The sequence below is a fragment of the Citrobacter sp. Cb041 genome (assembly GCF_030336655.1).
GTDB classification, from domain to species: Bacteria; Pseudomonadota; Gammaproteobacteria; order Enterobacterales; family Enterobacteriaceae; genus Citrobacter; species Citrobacter braakii.
This window is the reverse complement of the sequence record NZ_JAOWDD010000042.1, coordinates 1-15069: the sequence shown is the minus strand read 5'-3', so window position 1 is coordinate 15069 and position 15069 is coordinate 1. Positions and strand designations below refer to the sequence as shown.

The 15069-nt window shown below is 50.8% G+C and carries 19 protein-coding genes and 1 pseudogene; 14 read left to right on the top strand and 6 right to left on the bottom strand.

The window, feature by feature from the left end:
• Positions 1-14: 14 nt before the first annotated feature.
• The 10 genes from fliJ to rcsA all read left to right on the top strand — a co-directional run bounded on the left by fliJ (position 15) and on the right by rcsA (position 6760).
• Positions 15-458, top strand: a complete 444-nt coding sequence (gene fliJ / locus OGV52_RS18740) for a flagellar export protein FliJ (RefSeq protein WP_016153491.1) — start codon at positions 15-17, stop codon at positions 456-458.
• The gene (gene fliK / locus OGV52_RS18735; RefSeq protein ID WP_016153492.1) at positions 455-1669 is read left to right on the top strand and encodes a flagellar hook length control protein FliK; all 1215 of its coding nucleotides are present in this window, start codon (positions 455-457) and stop codon (positions 1667-1669) included. The genes fliJ and fliK overlap by 4 nt, the downstream gene beginning before the upstream one ends.
• 104 nt (positions 1670-1773) lie before the next feature.
• Complete coding sequence (fliL, locus tag OGV52_RS18730) at positions 1774-2241, top strand: flagellar basal body-associated protein FliL (RefSeq protein ID WP_016153493.1); 468 nt, start codon at positions 1774-1776, stop codon at positions 2239-2241.
• Between the two features lie 4 nt (positions 2242-2245).
• Positions 2246-3250, top strand: a complete 1005-nt coding sequence (gene fliM / locus OGV52_RS18725) for a flagellar motor switch protein FliM (RefSeq protein ID WP_003030434.1) — start codon at positions 2246-2248, stop codon at positions 3248-3250.
• Complete coding sequence (gene fliN / locus OGV52_RS18720) at positions 3247-3660, top strand: flagellar motor switch protein FliN (protein WP_003030433.1); 414 nt, start codon at positions 3247-3249, stop codon at positions 3658-3660. Before fliM ends, fliN begins: the two co-directional genes overlap by 4 nt.
• Entirely contained in the window at positions 3660-4037 is a 378-nt protein-coding gene (fliO, locus tag OGV52_RS18715; protein WP_029139581.1) for a flagellar biosynthetic protein FliO, read from the top strand. Before fliN ends, fliO begins: the two co-directional genes overlap by 1 nt.
• Entirely contained in the window at positions 4037-4774 is a 738-nt protein-coding gene (fliP, locus tag OGV52_RS18710) for a flagellar type III secretion system pore protein FliP (protein WP_006684053.1), read from the top strand. The genes fliO and fliP overlap by 1 nt, the downstream gene beginning before the upstream one ends.
• 9 nt (positions 4775-4783) lie before the next feature.
• The gene (fliQ, locus tag OGV52_RS18705; protein WP_003030425.1) at positions 4784-5053 is read left to right on the top strand and encodes a flagellar biosynthesis protein FliQ; all 270 of its coding nucleotides are present in this window, start codon (positions 4784-4786) and stop codon (positions 5051-5053) included.
• Between the two features lie 8 nt (positions 5054-5061).
• On the top strand, positions 5062-5847 hold the full coding sequence (gene fliR / locus OGV52_RS18700) for a flagellar biosynthetic protein FliR (RefSeq protein WP_016153496.1): 786 nt from the start codon (positions 5062-5064) through the stop codon (positions 5845-5847).
• A gap of 289 nt (positions 5848-6136) precedes the next feature.
• On the top strand, positions 6137-6760 hold the full coding sequence (gene rcsA / locus OGV52_RS18695; protein WP_016153497.1) for a transcriptional regulator RcsA: 624 nt from the start codon (positions 6137-6139) through the stop codon (positions 6758-6760).
• Positions 6761-6814: 54 nt separating this feature from the next.
• Here rcsA and dsrB read toward each other — a convergent pair whose 3' ends face one another.
• On the bottom strand, positions 6815-7003 hold the full coding sequence (gene dsrB / locus OGV52_RS18690) for a protein DsrB (RefSeq protein ID WP_003030419.1): 189 nt from the start codon (positions 7001-7003) through the stop codon (positions 6815-6817).
• A 163-nt stretch (positions 7004-7166) separates the two neighbouring features.
• Here dsrB and yodD point away from each other — a divergent pair, with 163 nt between their 5' ends.
• Entirely contained in the window at positions 7167-7394 is a 228-nt protein-coding gene (gene yodD, locus OGV52_RS18685; protein WP_003030417.1) for a YodD family peroxide/acid resistance protein, read from the top strand.
• A 206-nt stretch (positions 7395-7600) separates the two neighbouring features.
• Here the strand turns inward: yodD and OGV52_RS18680 are convergent, their stop codons facing one another.
• The gene (locus OGV52_RS18680; RefSeq protein ID WP_016153498.1) at positions 7601-7783 is read right to left on the bottom strand and encodes a YodC family protein; all 183 of its coding nucleotides are present in this window, start codon (positions 7781-7783) and stop codon (positions 7601-7603) included.
• A 77-nt stretch (positions 7784-7860) separates the two neighbouring features.
• Positions 7861-8772: a DUF808 domain-containing protein gene (locus tag OGV52_RS18675; protein WP_029139582.1), complete on the bottom strand. Its 912-nt coding sequence runs from the start codon at positions 8770-8772 to the stop codon at positions 7861-7863.
• A gap of 178 nt (positions 8773-8950) precedes the next feature.
• Here OGV52_RS18675 and yedA point away from each other — a divergent pair, with 178 nt between their 5' ends.
• The gene (yedA, locus tag OGV52_RS18670) at positions 8951-9871 is read left to right on the top strand and encodes a drug/metabolite exporter YedA (RefSeq protein WP_153690259.1); all 921 of its coding nucleotides are present in this window, start codon (positions 8951-8953) and stop codon (positions 9869-9871) included.
• Here the strand turns inward: yedA and OGV52_RS18665 are convergent.
• The 3 genes from OGV52_RS18665 to OGV52_RS18655 form a co-directional block, all read right to left on the bottom strand.
• Positions 9863-10330, bottom strand: a complete 468-nt coding sequence (locus OGV52_RS18665; RefSeq protein ID WP_049282105.1) for a very short patch repair endonuclease — start codon at positions 10328-10330, stop codon at positions 9863-9865. The genes yedA and OGV52_RS18665 overlap by 9 nt on opposite strands.
• A complete protein-coding gene (locus tag OGV52_RS18660) occupies positions 10311-11741 on the bottom strand; it encodes a DNA cytosine methyltransferase (protein ID WP_137380349.1) in 1431 nt (476 codons plus the stop codon). Before OGV52_RS18660 ends, OGV52_RS18665 begins: the two co-directional genes overlap by 20 nt.
• 76 nt (positions 11742-11817) lie before the next feature.
• Positions 11818-12510 (bottom strand): phosphohydrolase, encoded by a 693-nt coding sequence (locus OGV52_RS18655; RefSeq protein ID WP_287108938.1) that lies wholly within the window; start codon positions 12508-12510, stop codon positions 11818-11820.
• Positions 12511-12953: 443 nt separating this feature from the next.
• On the opposite strand from OGV52_RS18655, the gene OGV52_RS18650 reads away from it, so the two are divergent.
• Positions 12954-14021, top strand: coding sequence for a porin (locus tag OGV52_RS18650; protein WP_181221606.1), 1068 nt, complete (start codon positions 12954-12956; stop codon positions 14019-14021).
• A 153-nt stretch (positions 14022-14174) separates the two neighbouring features.
• A pseudogene (locus OGV52_RS18645) lies at positions 14175-15069 on the top strand (IS3 family transposase); the annotation flags it as partial.

Genomic DNA, 15069 nt, shown 5'->3' with positions numbered 1-15069 from the left:
GGAGAGCATAGGTCATGGCACAACATGGTGCATTAGCCACACTGAAAGACCTGGCTGAAAAAGAGGTAGATGACGCCGCTGTCTTATTGGGAGAGATGCGTCGTGGCTGTCAGCAGGCGGAAGAGCAGTTGAAAATGCTGATCGATTATCAGCATGAGTACCGCAACAATCTGAACAGCGACATGGGTCAGGGAATTACCAGTAATCGCTGGATCAATTACCAACAATTTATTCAGACGCTGGAAAAAGCGATTGAGCAACACCGCCAACAGCTCAATCAGTGGACGCAGAAAGTAGACCAGGCATTGAACAGTTGGCGCGACAAAAAACAACGTTTACAGGCGTGGCAGACTCTGCAGGACAGACAAACCTCGGCGGCGTTACTGGCCGAAAACCGCCTGGATCAGAAAAAAATGGATGAATTTGCTCAGCGTGCAGCTATGAGGAAACCCGAATGATTACTTTACCCCAACTGATTACCACCGACACCGACGTAGCCGCAGGTCTTCAGTCAGGCAAAGCGGTTGATTCACCCGAGGATTTTTTAGCGCTGCTGGCGGGTGCATTAGGTGCGGACAACGCGCAGGGTAAAGACGCCCCGCTGTCGTTTGCCGACTTACAGGCGGCCGGTAGCAAACTGCAAAAAGGGTTATTGCAAAAAAATGGCGATTCAGCACCGTCGCTCAAGTTGACCGAACTACTGGCGCAAAAAGAGATGCACACTGATGCTTCTCTTGTCGACATGACAGACGCTCAGCAACTTTTGTCTGCCCTCACGCCCTCACTGAAAGTTAATGCCCTGACGACTCTGGGCAAAGTCGCTCAGCAGGATGAAAAAAACACTGCACTGAGCGATGAGGATCTCGCCAACCTGAGCGCGTTGTTCGCCATGCTGCCAGGACAACCGCAGACCACGCCTGCCGTCGACAGCGCGCCAGCCCCCGTTGATGCGACACTTTCGGCGTTGTCACGAGGTTCGGTACACAGCGCTATCGCCGATAATGCTGGCGAATTGCTGCCAGGTGATGCAAAAAAAGGCAAAGCGGATATTGCAACGCCTGCCAGCAGCGTAGATCAGACAAACAATCCGACATTAACCCCGTTGACGGCAGCGGCGACGACCAGAGCGGAAATTGAAAGCTCCCCTTCGCCGACCAGCATTGGCATGACGACGGCGCCGTTAAGTGGCCCGCAGTCCCACGCTCAGCCGTTACCGACCGCCGCACCTGTGCTAAGCGCGCCATTGGGTAGCCAGGAATGGCAGCAATCACTAAGCCAGCACGTCACTCTGTTTACTCGCCAGGGCCAGCAAAGCGCAGAACTGCGTCTGCATCCACAGGATCTGGGCCAGGTGCACATTTCCCTCAAGCTGGATGACAACCTCGCGCAGTTGCAAATGGTATCGCCACACAGTCACGTGCGCGCTGCGCTGGAAGCTGCATTACCGATGCTGCGTACGCAGTTGGCTGAAAGCGGTATCCAGCTTGGACAAAGCAGTATCAGCAGTGAAAGCTTTGCCGGTAATCAGCAGTCTTCCGGGCAGCAACAGCAGGCGGGTCGCGCTCAGGGACAAGACATTTTTGCCGCTGAAGATGACGCCGTACTGGCAGCACCAGCCTCACTGCAAGCCGCAGCACGCGGTGATGGAGCAGTAGACATCTTCGCCTAACGCCAGAGGTAGCATGATTATCCGCGTCTTTTCCACGCTTTGTCGTGGACAGGACACGGGATAATCAGCCCATAAGCTGTACCGAAACAGGAAGCCCGTATCTGATGACTGACTCCGCGATTAACAAAAAAAGTAAACGCGCTATTTGGATCCCTCTGCTGGTATTGATTACCCTCGCCGCCTGCGCAACTGCGGGTTATAGCTACTGGCGCATGCAGCAGCAGCCGTCCGCCAGCGTCAAAGCGGAACCGGCTCCACCGCCAGCCCCGGTATTCTTTGCGCTGGATACCTTTACCGTCAATCTGGGTGATGCGGACCGTGTACTGTATATCGGTATCACGCTGCGCATGAAAGACGAGGCAACGCGTTCACGTCTTAACGAATATCTGCCGGAAGTGCGCAGCCGCTTGCTGCTGCTGTTCTCTCGTCAGAACGCGGCTACGCTCGCCACCGAAGAAGGTAAGCAACAGCTCATTGCCGCCATCAAAGAGACGCTCGCGACTCCGCTCGTTGTTGGGCAACCCAAACAGGTTGTCACCGACGTTCTTTATACAGCTTTTATTCTGCGGTAAAGACATGGGCGACAGTATTCTTTCTCAGGCTGAAATCGACGCATTGCTTAATGGCGATAGCGAAACTAAAGACGAACCCATTTCCGGTATCGCAAAAGAAAGCGATATTCGTCCTTACGATCCCAACACCCAGCGCCGCGTGGTACGTGAGCGTTTACAGGCGCTGGAGATCATTAACGAACGCTTCGCGCGCCAGTTCCGTATGGGGTTATTTAACCTGTTGCGCCGTAGCCCGGATATTACCGTGGGTGCGATCCGTATCCAGCCATACCACGAGTTTGCGCGCAACTTACCGGTTCCGACCAACCTGAACTTAATCCACCTGAAGCCGCTGCGCGGTACGGGTCTGGTGGTGTTCTCACCGAGTCTGGTATTTATCGCCGTCGATAACCTGTTCGGCGGTGATGGCCGCTTCCCGACGAAAGTGGAAGGCCGTGAATTTACCCATACCGAACAGCGCGTTATCAACCGCATGCTGAAGCTGGCGCTGGAAAGCTACAGCGACGCGTGGAAGGCCATCAATCCGCTGGAAGTGGAATACGTTCGTTCTGAGATGCAGGTGAAATTTACCAATATCACCACGTCTCCTAACGACATCGTGGTCAATACCCCATTCCACGTTGAAATTGGCAATCTGACCGGTGAATTTAACATCTGTCTGCCATTCAGCATGATTGAACCGTTGCGTGAGCTGCTGGTGAACCCGCCGCTGGAAAACTCACGTAATGAAGATCAGAACTGGCGCAATAATCTGGTGCGTCAGGTTCAGCATTCTGAGCTGGAGCTGGTGGCAAATTTTGCTGACATTCCGCTGCGGCTATCCCAGATTTTAAAACTGAAACCCGGCGATGTACTGCCGATTGAAAAACCCGACCGCATTATTGCTCATGTGGACGGCGTGCCTGTACTGACCAGCCAGTATGGCACGGTGAACGGTCAGTATGCGTTACGCGTAGAACATCTGATAAACCCGATTTTGAATTCGCTGAATGAGGAACAGCCCAAATGAGTGATATGAATAATCCGTCCGATGAGAACACTGGTGCATTGGACGATCTGTGGGCTGACGCGTTAAACGAGCAAAAAACCACGCCCACCAAAAGTGCGGCCGATGCGGTATTCCAGCAGTTAGGTGGCGGCGACGTCAGCGGTGCCTTGCAGGACATCGACCTGATCATGGACATTCCGGTCAAACTGACCGTCGAATTGGGCCGAACCCGTATGACCATCAAAGAGCTGCTGCGTCTGACGCAGGGTTCGGTCGTCGCATTGGATGGTCTGGCGGGCGAGCCGCTGGATATCCTGATCAACGGTTACCTGATTGCCCAGGGTGAAGTGGTGGTTGTCGCAGACAAATACGGCGTACGTATCACCGACATTATTACCCCATCTGAACGCATGCGCCGTCTGAGCCGTTAATCATGAATACCCAGGCTACAGTTTCTCAGCCAGCCGCCGTACCCGGCTCACCGCTGGTTCAGGTAAGCGGCGCGCTGCTTGGGATCATCGTATTGATCCTGGCTGCAGCCTGGGTGATTAAGCGTATGGGGTTTGCCCCCAAAAGCGCCGGTACGCGCGGACTGAAAGTTGCGGCAAGTACCTCACTGGGTCCACGTGAGCGCGTGGTGATTGTTGAGGTTGAAGATGCGCGCCTGGTACTGGGCGTCACGGCCTCGCAAATTAACGTGTTGCACACCCTGCCCCCGGCGCCTGCTGATGCAGAAGAAAAACCGGCCTCCCCCGCGGATTTCCAGGCCATGATGAAGAGTTTGCTTAAGCGTCCCGGGAGATCCTGATGCGCCGTTTGTTATCCATCACGCTGGCAGGCTTATGGCTTTTCAGCCCAGTAGCCCTCGCCCAGCTCCCGGGTCTGGTTAGCCAGCCGCTGCCTGGCGGCGGACAAAGCTGGTCTTTGCCCGTGCAAACGCTGGTGTTTATCACCTCGCTGACGTTCCTGCCCGCCATTTTATTGATGATGACCAGCTTCACCCGCATCATCATCGTTTTCGGTCTGTTACGAAATGCGCTGGGAACCCCTTCGGCCCCCCCGAACCAGGTGCTACTGGGCCTGGCGCTATTTTTGACCTTTTTCATCATGTCGCCGGTAATCGACAAAATCTACGTCGACGCATATCAGCCGTTCAGCGAAGAGAAAATCTCTATGCAGGAAGCCATGGAGAAAGGCGCACAGCCGCTGCGTGAGTTTATGTTGCGCCAGACCCGTGAAGCCGATCTGGCACTCTTCGCGCGCTTAGCAAACAGCGGTCCCCTACAGGGACCAGAAGCCGTACCGATGCGGATTTTGCTTCCAGCCTATGTCACCAGCGAGCTGAAAACGGCATTCCAGATAGGCTTTACCATTTTTATTCCGTTTCTGATTATCGACCTGGTCATCGCCAGCGTGCTGATGGCGCTCGGGATGATGATGGTCCCCCCGGCCACGATCGCGCTACCGTTCAAGCTGATGCTGTTTGTGTTGGTAGACGGTTGGCAGTTGCTTGTCGGCTCGCTAGCTCAAAGCTTTTACAGTTAGAGGCGCGAAATGACACCTGAATCGGTCATGATGATGGGCACAGAGGCGATGAAAGTCGCCCTGGCCCTTGCCGCGCCTTTGCTGTTGGTCGCCCTCGTTACAGGTCTTATCATCAGTATTTTGCAGGCGGCGACTCAGATAAACGAAATGACGCTGTCCTTCATTCCCAAAATTGTCGCGGTTTTTATTGCCATCATTGTTGCCGGCCCGTGGATGCTTAACCTGCTGCTCGACTACGTGCGTACGCTGTTCAGCAATATCCCCTACATCATCGGGTAGATGACATTATGCTGCAGGTGACCAGCGTTGAGTGGCTCCACTGGCTGAATCTTTACTTCTGGCCTTTGCTGCGCATCCTGGCGCTCATCTCAACGGCCCCGATTCTCAGCGAGCGCGCGATCCCCAAACGGGTAAAACTGGGGCTGGGGTTAATGATAACCGTCGTTATCGCTCCGTCGATTCCCCCGGTAGACGTCCCTATCTTTTCTATCGTGGCGCTATGGCAGGCAATGCAACAAATCCTGATCGGCATCGCTCTGGGCTTCACTATGCAGTTTGCGTTCGCGGCAGTACGTACCGCCGGGGAATTAATTGGTCTGCAAATGGGTCTCTCCTTCGCAACCTTCTTTGATCCCGGCAGCCGTCTGAATATGCCGGTACTGGCGAGACTGATCGACATGCTCGCCATGCTGTTATTCCTGACTTTTAACGGCCATTTGTGGCTTATTTCGCTGTTGGTGGATACATTTCATACCTTGCCAATCGGCGGCAATCCGGTGAACAGCAATGCGTTTCTCGCGCTGGCGCGGGCGGGTAGCCTGATTTTCCTCAACGGGCTAATGTTGGCCCTGCCGATAATGACGCTGCTACTCACCCTAAACCTCGCACTCGGTCTGTTGAACCGCATGGCCCCGCAGTTGTCAATTTTCGTCATCGGTTTTCCACTCACCCTCGCCGTGGGTATTTCATTAATGGCGGCCCTGATGCCATTAATTGCGCCATTCTGCGAGCGATTATTCAGCGAAATTTTTAATCTGTTGGCTGATATTGTCAGCGAAATGCCCGGAAAATAATAACCCTTAATTTTTATCCTGTTTTACTAAGGATTGTCCTAAATTTAAAAAGCGACAACATCCACCAGGATATCTCTGTCGCGGTTTATTTATTATAGACTCACTCACATAACGCAACATTTACTTTACTTTAAGATGTTTCCTGGCAAATTATACGCAACTTTACGGGATAGTAATTTCGCCTGAAAAACAGCGAAAGCGTCATCTTGGGTCGTTATTATTCCGTTTAGTTGTGATGAAAATAATCAGGTAAGGGGAATTATCGTTACGCATTGAGTGAGGGTATGCCATGTCAACGATTATTATGGATTTGTGCAGTTACACCCGGCTAGGGTTGACCGGATATCTGGTAAGTCGGGGGGTGAAGAAAAGGGAAATCAACAACATTTCCAACGTTGAGGAGCTCAGTCTCGCCTGTGTCTCTCAACAGCCCGCTGTGGTGTTTATTAATGAGGACTGCTTTATCCACGATCCTGCTAATAGCCAGCAAATAAAGCAAATCATTAATCAGCATCCTGGCACATTATTTATTGTGTTTATGGCAATTGCCAACGTGCATTTTGATGAGTATCTATTAGTAAGAAAAAATTTACTGATCAGTTCTAAGTCGATTAAACCAGATTCACTGGATGAACTCCTTGGCGATATTCTGAAAAAAGAAGTAGATTTTGTCATTGATGTGAATCTGCCGACATTATCATTGAGCCGTACCGAGTCCAGCATGCTACGCATGTGGATGGAGGGTCAGGGAACAATACAGATATCCGACCAAATGAATATCAAGGCCAAGACCGTGTCATCCCATAAGGGGAATATAAAACGAAAGATAAAGACGCATAATAAGCAAGTTATCTATCACGTTGTGAGACTCACCGATAACGTTACCAATGGTATCTTTGTGAATACGCGCTAACACGTTCTGACTGGTGGCGAATCCACCAGTCAGGATCATGCAGCAAAACTCACCTTATTCTACTTTTTCCACGAAGATACCATCCTGATGACCTGACTCATTAAAGAACCAGATACCGAGCGGGTAGTCTTCCAGCGAAACCAGGTACATGGTGCCTTCACTAAACTCTTCGATAGCCAGTACCACGCCCGGTCGACGAGGACCGCCGTCCGTTTTGACTGTGACCCGATCATTCACCTTCATAGTTTTCCTCCTGTGGCTTTGTGCCAGTGTAGAACAATTTCCTTTTTCTGGCAGCGCCCGCCTCGCGCGATTGCGGGTTTTATCGACGGTCTATACTTAAGTTGTGCGTATCTGATGTTTGGATGCGCTCCCCCGGTATCCTTAACGGTTGAGAGGTATGAGGATGAAAACCGCGAAAGAGTACAGCGATACGGCCAAACGTGAAGTCAGCGTCGATGTGGACGCGCTACTGAAGGCAATCAACGAAATCTGCGAGAGTGAAATTCATCGCAGTCAGGATGACCCTGAACGCGTCAGCGTCGACGGACGTGATTACCACACGTGGCATGAACTGGCCGACGCGTTCGAGCTTGATATCCATGATTTTAGCGTGTCGGAGATCAATCGCTGACTGAGGGCGAAAAAAATCCCGGCCCTTATCGGGTCGGGATCAAGCTTGCTTATGCAAGAAGCACTTGAAAATTCGTTACACCAGGAAATCTGATGTGAAACAAACCTTATCTGCAATTTTTTTGCCTGACAAGTAAATAATTCTCACTAAAATGATAAATATAACTAATGATTGAAAGATCACCCGGTTACGCGCACCCCAGGTGTTCAGGCATCCTGGCAGAGCTTTCTTCGCTCGCCCGGCACCAGTTCATCTTCACGGAATGCTTCCCGTTTGACGCCAAAGCCGTCGTACCAGCGACACTCCACCATTCCGCTGGCATACCCGGTAACGATCATGCGTGGGCCACCCTCTTTGGAGGTGACTTCCTCACTGACAGAAAAGACCATACCTGCCTCCTGTATCAAGAGAAACCTTTACACCTTAGACGACAAAGAAGGGTTTTGCGTAATCAACCCTGCGACAATTAGTGCGAAACTCCGCGCACTCTGGCGACGGTTTTCACCAGCAGCACCACTATTGCGCCAATGATAAAACCGAGCACCAGATTCAGCAGGGTCGGAAGCATCAGCGCAATCAATGCACTTTGCTGTTGGGCAAAATGTTCAATCGCATGATGCAGCGGTGTTATTCCGTGCACCACAATTCCGCCGCCAACCAAAAACATCGCCAGCGTGCCGACCACGGAAAGTGTTTTCATAAGCCAGGGGGCAACAACCAGCAATCCTTTACCCAGCGACTGGGCCAGCGTACTGCGCTTTTCTGCCAACCAGTATCCGATATCATCGAGCTTAACGATAATCCCGACCAGGCCGTAGACCCCCACTGTCACCACTAATGCGATGCCAGATAACACCAACACCTGATTCAACAATGGCGCATCCGCTACGATCCCCAGCGTAATCGCGACAATCTCAGCAGATAAAATAAAGTCGGTACGTATCGCCCCTTTGATTTTGTCTTTCTCAAAGGTGAGCGGATCCTGTGCTGCCAAAGATGTCAGACGCTGCTGACGCTCTTCCGGGGTTTCTTTGTGCTTACGCGCTTCCAGGGTATGGAGAACTTTTTCTACACCTTCAAAACAGAGGAACGCCCCGCCTACCATTAATAAGGGGGTGATCGCCCAGGGAATGAAGGCGCTTATCAATAGCGCCAACGGCACAAGGATAACTTTGTTAACAAACGATCCTTTCGCGACGCTCCAGACCACCGGGAGTTCACGGTTCGCCCGCACACCCGACACCTGCTGCGCGTTAAGCGACAGATCATCGCCCAGCACACCCGCGGTTTTTTTCGCGGCCAGTTTTCCCATGACAGAGATATCATCCAGCAAAGTGGCGATATCATCGAGTAAGGTCAATAAGCTACTTCCTGCCAAAATTTTTACCCTCAATATTATTTTTTTGCAGTCATAAGTATGAAGTAAAACACGCAATGCTGAAACTGACCTTTCTGGTCAACAAATTTTTAACATCAGCACGTAATTATAAATCTCGCCAGCAAGATAGTTTTGACGTTTACTATGTTGCACCTTTTTATTTCCACCGTGAGGGATTATGCGTTTCAGGCAATTGCTACCGCTTTTCAGTGCGCTTTTCGCGCTGTACATCATTTGGGGTTCCACGTACTTCGTTATTCGCATTGGCGTTGAAAGCTGGCCGCCGTTGATGATGGCTGGTGTTCGTTTTCTCTCTGCGGGGATTTTATTAACAGCATTCTTACTTATCCGCGGACATAAGCTGCCGCCTCTGCGCGTGCTCCTGAACGCCGCGTTAATTGGTATCCTGCTGCTGGCTGTCGGTAACGGACTGGTCACCGTCGCAGAACATCAAAACGTGCCTTCCGGTATTGCCGCCGTGGTGGTCGCCACCGTCCCGCTGTTTACGCTGTGTTTTAGCCACTTTTTTGGCATCAAAACGCGCAAACTTGAATGGATGGGGATCGCAATTGGACTCGCGGGGATCATCATGCTGAACAGCGGTGGTAATTTGAGTGGTAATCCATGGGGAGCAATTTTAATCCTGATAGGTTCGATAAGCTGGGCGTTTGGCTCAGTGTACGGCTCGCGCATAACGTTACCCGTTGGCATGATGGCCGGAGCCATTGAAATGTTAGCCGCCGGTATTGTGCTGATGTGCGCCTCGCTGATTTCCGGGGAAACGTTGACCACTATGCCGACGTTTTCAGGCTTTATGGCGGTCGCCTATCTGGCCGTGTTTGGTTCTATTATTGCCATCAACGCGTATATGTACTTGATCCGCAACGTCAGCCCGGCATTAGCCACCAGCTATGCCTACGTTAATCCGGTTGTCGCTGTACTGTTAGGTACCGGCCTGGGAGGTGAAAGTCTGGCGCCCATCGAATGGCTGGCGCTTGGCGTGATTGTATTTGCGGTGGTACTGGTCACACTCGGTAAATACTTATTTCCCATTAAAGCGGACGCCGTTGCGACCCCGTCGGAAAAGACGTTACAGTAAATGGATACCGAGGGTGTCGATCTGCGCACTTGCGCCACCGCCGCAGATCCACTCGATGACGCGTTCGGACAACGCGTCATCCCCCAGCTTTTCGCGCCCACGCAGGGCGCACTCCCAGACAATCAGTACGCGCCAGCCCAGAGCCTGCAACTTTTCACAATCCCGCGCGTCACGCTGGACATTTTTGTCTATTTTTTCCAGCCAGAACGCTGTTCGTGTGGCGGGGACTTTGAATAGATAGCAGTTGTGATGATGCCAGAAACAGCCGTGGGTAAAAATCACACAACGATAATCATCCACCACGAAATCGGGACGACCGGGTAACGTCGCATCCTGCACGCGAAACGTTACCCCCTGCTCTGTCAGTACGCTGGCAAGGCGTTTTTCAATTGCGGTATCGCGGGTTGCTATCGCCCGCATATTTTTACTGCGCGTCGCTTTATCGTGAACGTCTGCCATGCAGTTTCTCTTTCTCGCGAATAGCAACCGCCTGTTTGATTTTTGGCTCCAGCAGTCTGGCTACCGCCGCAAATGCCGGGACGACCACCGAATTACCAAACTGACGATAAGCCTGTGTGTCCGACACCGGGATCCTGAACTGATAGCCCTGAGGTGATTCAAATCCCATCAGGCGCGCGCACTCTCTGGGCGTCAGCCTGCGCGGACGGTATCGCTGATTGTGCGGATCATCAAAATCCTTTTCACCCAGCGCCATATCCCAACCGCGGTCGATCAAGATCTCTGCCCCATCTTTATAGTAACGCGCCGATAATGTGCGCGTTACGCAATCGGGATTGCCGGGATACACCATGCCATAGCCAAATCCATTGCCCCGCGCCTGATGCTTTTTCGCATAACGATACAGATATTTCCACAGCACCGGCGTGAGCACATATTTTGCATCGACGGTCGGCTCAAGTAGCTCCGCCAGCGTCGTACGCCGCTGAGGATAGCGGGAGACAATATCGCGCAACGTGAAGTCTGATTTCAGATTCAGATCGCGGCGAAAGCCGACGAGCACAATACGTTCGCGATGCTGGGGCAAAAAATGTTGCCCATCGATAATTTTCGGATCGTCCGGCCCGTTATCGTGTGCATCAGCCACGTCATAACCCAGCTCATCCAGCGTTTGCATAATGATGCGGAACGTTTTCCCCTGATCGTGACTCTTCAGGTTTTTGACATTTTCGAGCACAAATATTGCCGGCCGACGCGCATCGATGATGCGCACCACGTCAAAAAAAAGTGTGCCTTGCGTATCGCAGGCGAAGCCATGAGCCCGCCCTAACGCGTTTTTCTTTGATACACCGGCCAGAGAGAATGGCTGACAAGGAAATCCCGCCAGCAGCACGTCATGCTGCGGAACATGCTGGCGGATATGTTCCGCCGCCTGCTGGTCACTCACCCCATCATGATGACTGAGGGTGATATCGCGAATATCTTCATTAAAATGGTGCTGGTGAGGATCGCAGTAGTGATTCGCTTTGTAGGTGCGCACCGCATGCTTGTTCCACTCACTGGTAAACACGCACTGCCCGCCAATCGCCTCAAAGCCGCGACGAATGCCGCCAATACCGGCAAAAAGATCGATAAAGCGAAAAGCATAATGTGGATGATGCGCAGGCGGCCTCGGCAGCAAGTCGTTCAGATGAGCCAACTCACCGTCGCTGAGGCGATGCCACGTTTCATTGGCAACTACTCGCTTGAAGATGGCCGGACTCCAGCGGTTCTCGCCAACACCATTCAGATGAGCAACCAGCGTTTTCACGTCATATATTTCAAGCAACTTAGCCAAAATCACCTGTGCGGCGGCCTCGTTATCATCTGTCATCGGGTTCATGGAACCTGCTACTGAAAAATTATCCTGCATACATTTAACCGGCCGAAATGGATAGCTGACAGGTTAACATAAATTAGTGCGGTTGACGTTGCGGCTGTACTGGCGACTAACGCAGCTTAAAGGGTTGAATCGCGTCAAGATCCAGCATTTCATATTCTCCTTTTAACTCCGCACTCAGCTTCGCCATGTACGTCAGTAAGAAGTCAGCATTATGTTGCGCCAAATGCCGACCGTGTTCAGTTTGCATCGTCAGCGGCAGCGTCAACAATTTGGTCTGGAAGTGATCGAGTGCGTACTGTTTATCATCAAGGCTACGCTGTCGGGCAAACGGATCTTCCGCATCAAACAGCGCCACGCCTAACGCGCCGGACACGGCAAATACCCGAGCTAAACCAATTGCGCCCAACGCCTCAAGCCGGTCAGCATCCTGCACGATTTTGGCTTCAAGGGTTTCTGGTACGATTTTGGCGCTGAAACTGTGCGCCTCAATAGCATGGCACACGGCAGGTAATCGTTGTTGTGGAAAATCAGGGAAATCGCGCATCAAAACGCGACGCGTTTCCTGGGCTGCCAGTACCGACGAACGATGACGATCGGGATGGTTCTTCGGCAAACTGACGAGATCGTGAAAGTAGCACGCCGTCAGCACCACCAGCCAGTCTACGGTCACATCCATGCTCAACTTTTGTGATGTGATCCAGACGCGACGAAAATGAAAGATGTCATGGGCAGCGTCGTGCCCGGAATGATTGTCACGTAACCAGGCTTCAAATTTCGACTGCCAGTACTGTAGTTCCATACTCTCGCTCTTCGCAGAAAGAAAACCACCTTAGCAACAATTCTCATGTCAGACTACCGTCGACGCTTTTTTATCATCAATACATATTATTCACTTAACAAGCATCACTATAATGGATATATAAATCCATTATTCAAAATAAGCAGTTCAATTATAATCTCGCATGCAAAATAAATAACAAATATCAATAATATACATTCAACAAGATAGAATAAAAGAAATCATAACTATATGATAAAAAATACATTTGTATGAATTATATTAATTCAAATGCCATGCAATTTTAATTATATAAAAGCAACAATGAAACATCTTGAAATATCTTAAATATATTTGTTACATGTTATATTTAAAATTAAATGAACTTCATAGATAGTATTCAAATGTAGTCTTTCAGATAGCGCTACATATTCATTTTAATTATTATATAAAGGGAATACATAATGAAAAGAAAAGTACTGGCACTGCTTCTCCCTGCCTTATTAGCTGCAAGCGCAGCAAATGCGGCTGAAATTTATAATAAGAACGGCAATAAAATTGATTTTTACGGCAAGATGGTAGGCGAACGCATCTGGTCGAATACGGATAGCAGTAACAGTGAAAATGCTGACACCTCTTACGCCCGTTTTGGGGTGAAAGGTGAAACCCAGATCAGCAACGAGTTGACAGGTTTTGGTCAGTTTGAACACAACCTCGACGCCAGCAATGCGGAAGGAGTTCAGGAGCAAAAAACTCGTCTGGCCTTCGCGGGTCTGAAATATGCGGATTACGGCTCATTTGATTATGGTCGTAACTATGGCGTAGCCTACGATGCGGCAGCCTACACCGATATGCTGGTTGAATGGGGTGGCGATTCCTGGTCTGCGACGGATAATTTCATGACCGGTCGTACCAACGGCGTGGCGACCTACCGCAACACAGATTTCTTCGGCATGGTTGAGGGTCTTGATTTCGCGCTACAGTACCAGGGTAAGAATCACGATGACGCTGTCACTGAAGCAAATGGCGACGGCTACAGCATGTCGGTGGACTACAACGTAGATGGCTTTGGTTTCGTTGCGGTATATGGTAAATCCGACCGTACGGACAAACAATCCATCGATGGCTATGGCAGCAACGCTGAAGTCTGGTCCCTGGCAGCAAAATATGACGCCAACAGCGTTTATGCGGCAGCGATGTATGGCGAAACGCGTAATATGACCAGAATCGGAACCGGAACCGATCCGGTTTTTGCAAACAAAACGCAAAACATTGAAGCAGTCGTTCAATATCAGTTCGACTTTGGTCTGCGTCCATCCCTGGGTTACGTTTATTCGCAGGGTAAAGACCTGGCCGGCGGTGTTAACGCTGACCGCGTGAATTACGTCGAGCTCGGCACCTGGTACTACTTCAATAAAAATATGAACGTCTACACAGCGTATAAATTTAACCTGCTGGATAAAGAAGACGGCGCAATTACTGGCAACGCAGTTGACGATCAGTTTGCCATGGGTATTGTGTACCAGTTCTAATCTCCACAAACTCAAAAGCCCGCGCTGCGGGCTTTTTTGTTCAACGAAGCGTATTTTTAATCACACAGGCATTATGTAAACATCCCGCATAATCGTGCCATTCACATTTAGAGATCATCCGGCATAATCACTCTGCCAACATAGGAGATCGCTATGCGTAAAGCCCGTTTTACTGAGCATCAGATCATCGCAGTGATTAAGTCGGTTGAAGCCGGACGAACTGTTAAAAATGTCTGCCGGGAGGCAGGTATCTCTGAAGCCACCTACTACAACAGGAAGTCCAGATACGGCGGCATGGAGGCTTCTGATATTAAAAAGATCAAGGATCTTGAGGACGAGAACCGACGTCTCAAACAGATGTTTGCCGACCTGAGCCTTGAGAGCCGGGCGCTGAAAGACGTTATCGAAAAAAAGCTTTAAAACCAGCCTTTAAGCGTGAGCTGGTCACTCATCTGATAACGACATTTGGACTCAGTATCCGTCAGGCCTGCCGGAGTCTGAACCTGAGCAGAACGGTTTACCATCACCGTCCGGATACCACGCGTGACGAACCCGTTATTGTCGCGTTGCAGGCAGTGGCTGAGCGATACCCACGATACGGTTTTCCGAAACTTTTTCAGGTTCTGAGGCGGCAGGGACACCCGTGGAATCACAAAAGGATCCACCGTATTTACTGTCTGCTGAAGCTGAACTTTCGTCGTAAGGGCAAACAGCGGTTGCCGGTGCGTAATCCCTCGCCACTGGCCACGCCGGAAGCGCTGAATCAGAGCTGGTCTGTCGATTTTATGCATGATGCCCTGGTCTGTGGCCGTCGTTTTCGCACGTTCAATGTTGTTGATGACTTTAACCGTGAGGCATTGTCGATTGAAATCGATCTGAATCTGCCAGCTCTGCGGATGGTCCGTGTACTCGACAGGATCGCCGCAAATCGCGGCTATCCTGTCATGCTACGCATTGATAACGATCCGGAATTTATCTCACTGGCTCTGGCTGAATGGGCAGAGAAATATGCAGTAAAACTGGAATTTATCCAGCCGGGTAAGCCGAC

Excerpts from the sequence above, each read along its gene's own strand:
- fliJ (WP_016153491.1), top strand. The coding sequence starts at position 15 with ATGGCACAACATGGTGCATTAGCCACACTGAAAGACCTGGCTGAAAAA.
- fliK (WP_016153492.1), top strand. The coding sequence starts at position 455 with ATGATTACTTTACCCCAACTGATTACCACCGACACCGACGTAGCCGCA.
- fliL (WP_016153493.1), top strand. The coding sequence starts at position 1,774 with ATGACTGACTCCGCGATTAACAAAAAAAGTAAACGCGCTATTTGGATC.
- fliM (WP_003030434.1), top strand. The coding sequence starts at position 2,246 with ATGGGCGACAGTATTCTTTCTCAGGCTGAAATCGACGCATTGCTTAAT.
- fliN (WP_003030433.1), top strand. The coding sequence starts at position 3,247 with ATGAGTGATATGAATAATCCGTCCGATGAGAACACTGGTGCATTGGAC.
- fliP (WP_006684053.1), top strand. The coding sequence starts at position 4,037 with ATGCGCCGTTTGTTATCCATCACGCTGGCAGGCTTATGGCTTTTCAGC.
- fliQ (WP_003030425.1), top strand. The coding sequence starts at position 4,784 with ATGACACCTGAATCGGTCATGATGATGGGCACAGAGGCGATGAAAGTC.
- fliR (WP_016153496.1), top strand. The coding sequence starts at position 5,062 with ATGCTGCAGGTGACCAGCGTTGAGTGGCTCCACTGGCTGAATCTTTAC.
- rcsA (WP_016153497.1), top strand. The coding sequence starts at position 6,137 with ATGTCAACGATTATTATGGATTTGTGCAGTTACACCCGGCTAGGGTTG.
- dsrB (WP_003030419.1), bottom strand. The coding sequence starts at position 7,003 with ATGAAGGTGAATGATCGGGTCACAGTCAAAACGGACGGCGGTCCTCGT.
- yodD (WP_003030417.1), top strand. The coding sequence starts at position 7,167 with ATGAAAACCGCGAAAGAGTACAGCGATACGGCCAAACGTGAAGTCAGC.
- OGV52_RS18680 (WP_016153498.1), bottom strand. The coding sequence starts at position 7,783 with ATGGTCTTTTCTGTCAGTGAGGAAGTCACCTCCAAAGAGGGTGGCCCA.
- yedA (WP_153690259.1), top strand. The coding sequence starts at position 8,951 with ATGCGTTTCAGGCAATTGCTACCGCTTTTCAGTGCGCTTTTCGCGCTG.
- OGV52_RS18665 (WP_049282105.1), bottom strand. The coding sequence starts at position 10,330 with ATGGCAGACGTTCACGATAAAGCGACGCGCAGTAAAAATATGCGGGCG.
- OGV52_RS18660 (WP_137380349.1), bottom strand. The coding sequence starts at position 11,741 with ATGCAGGATAATTTTTCAGTAGCAGGTTCCATGAACCCGATGACAGAT.
- OGV52_RS18655 (WP_287108938.1), bottom strand. The coding sequence starts at position 12,510 with ATGGAACTACAGTACTGGCAGTCGAAATTTGAAGCCTGGTTACGTGAC.
- OGV52_RS18650 (WP_181221606.1), top strand. The coding sequence starts at position 12,954 with ATGAAAAGAAAAGTACTGGCACTGCTTCTCCCTGCCTTATTAGCTGCA.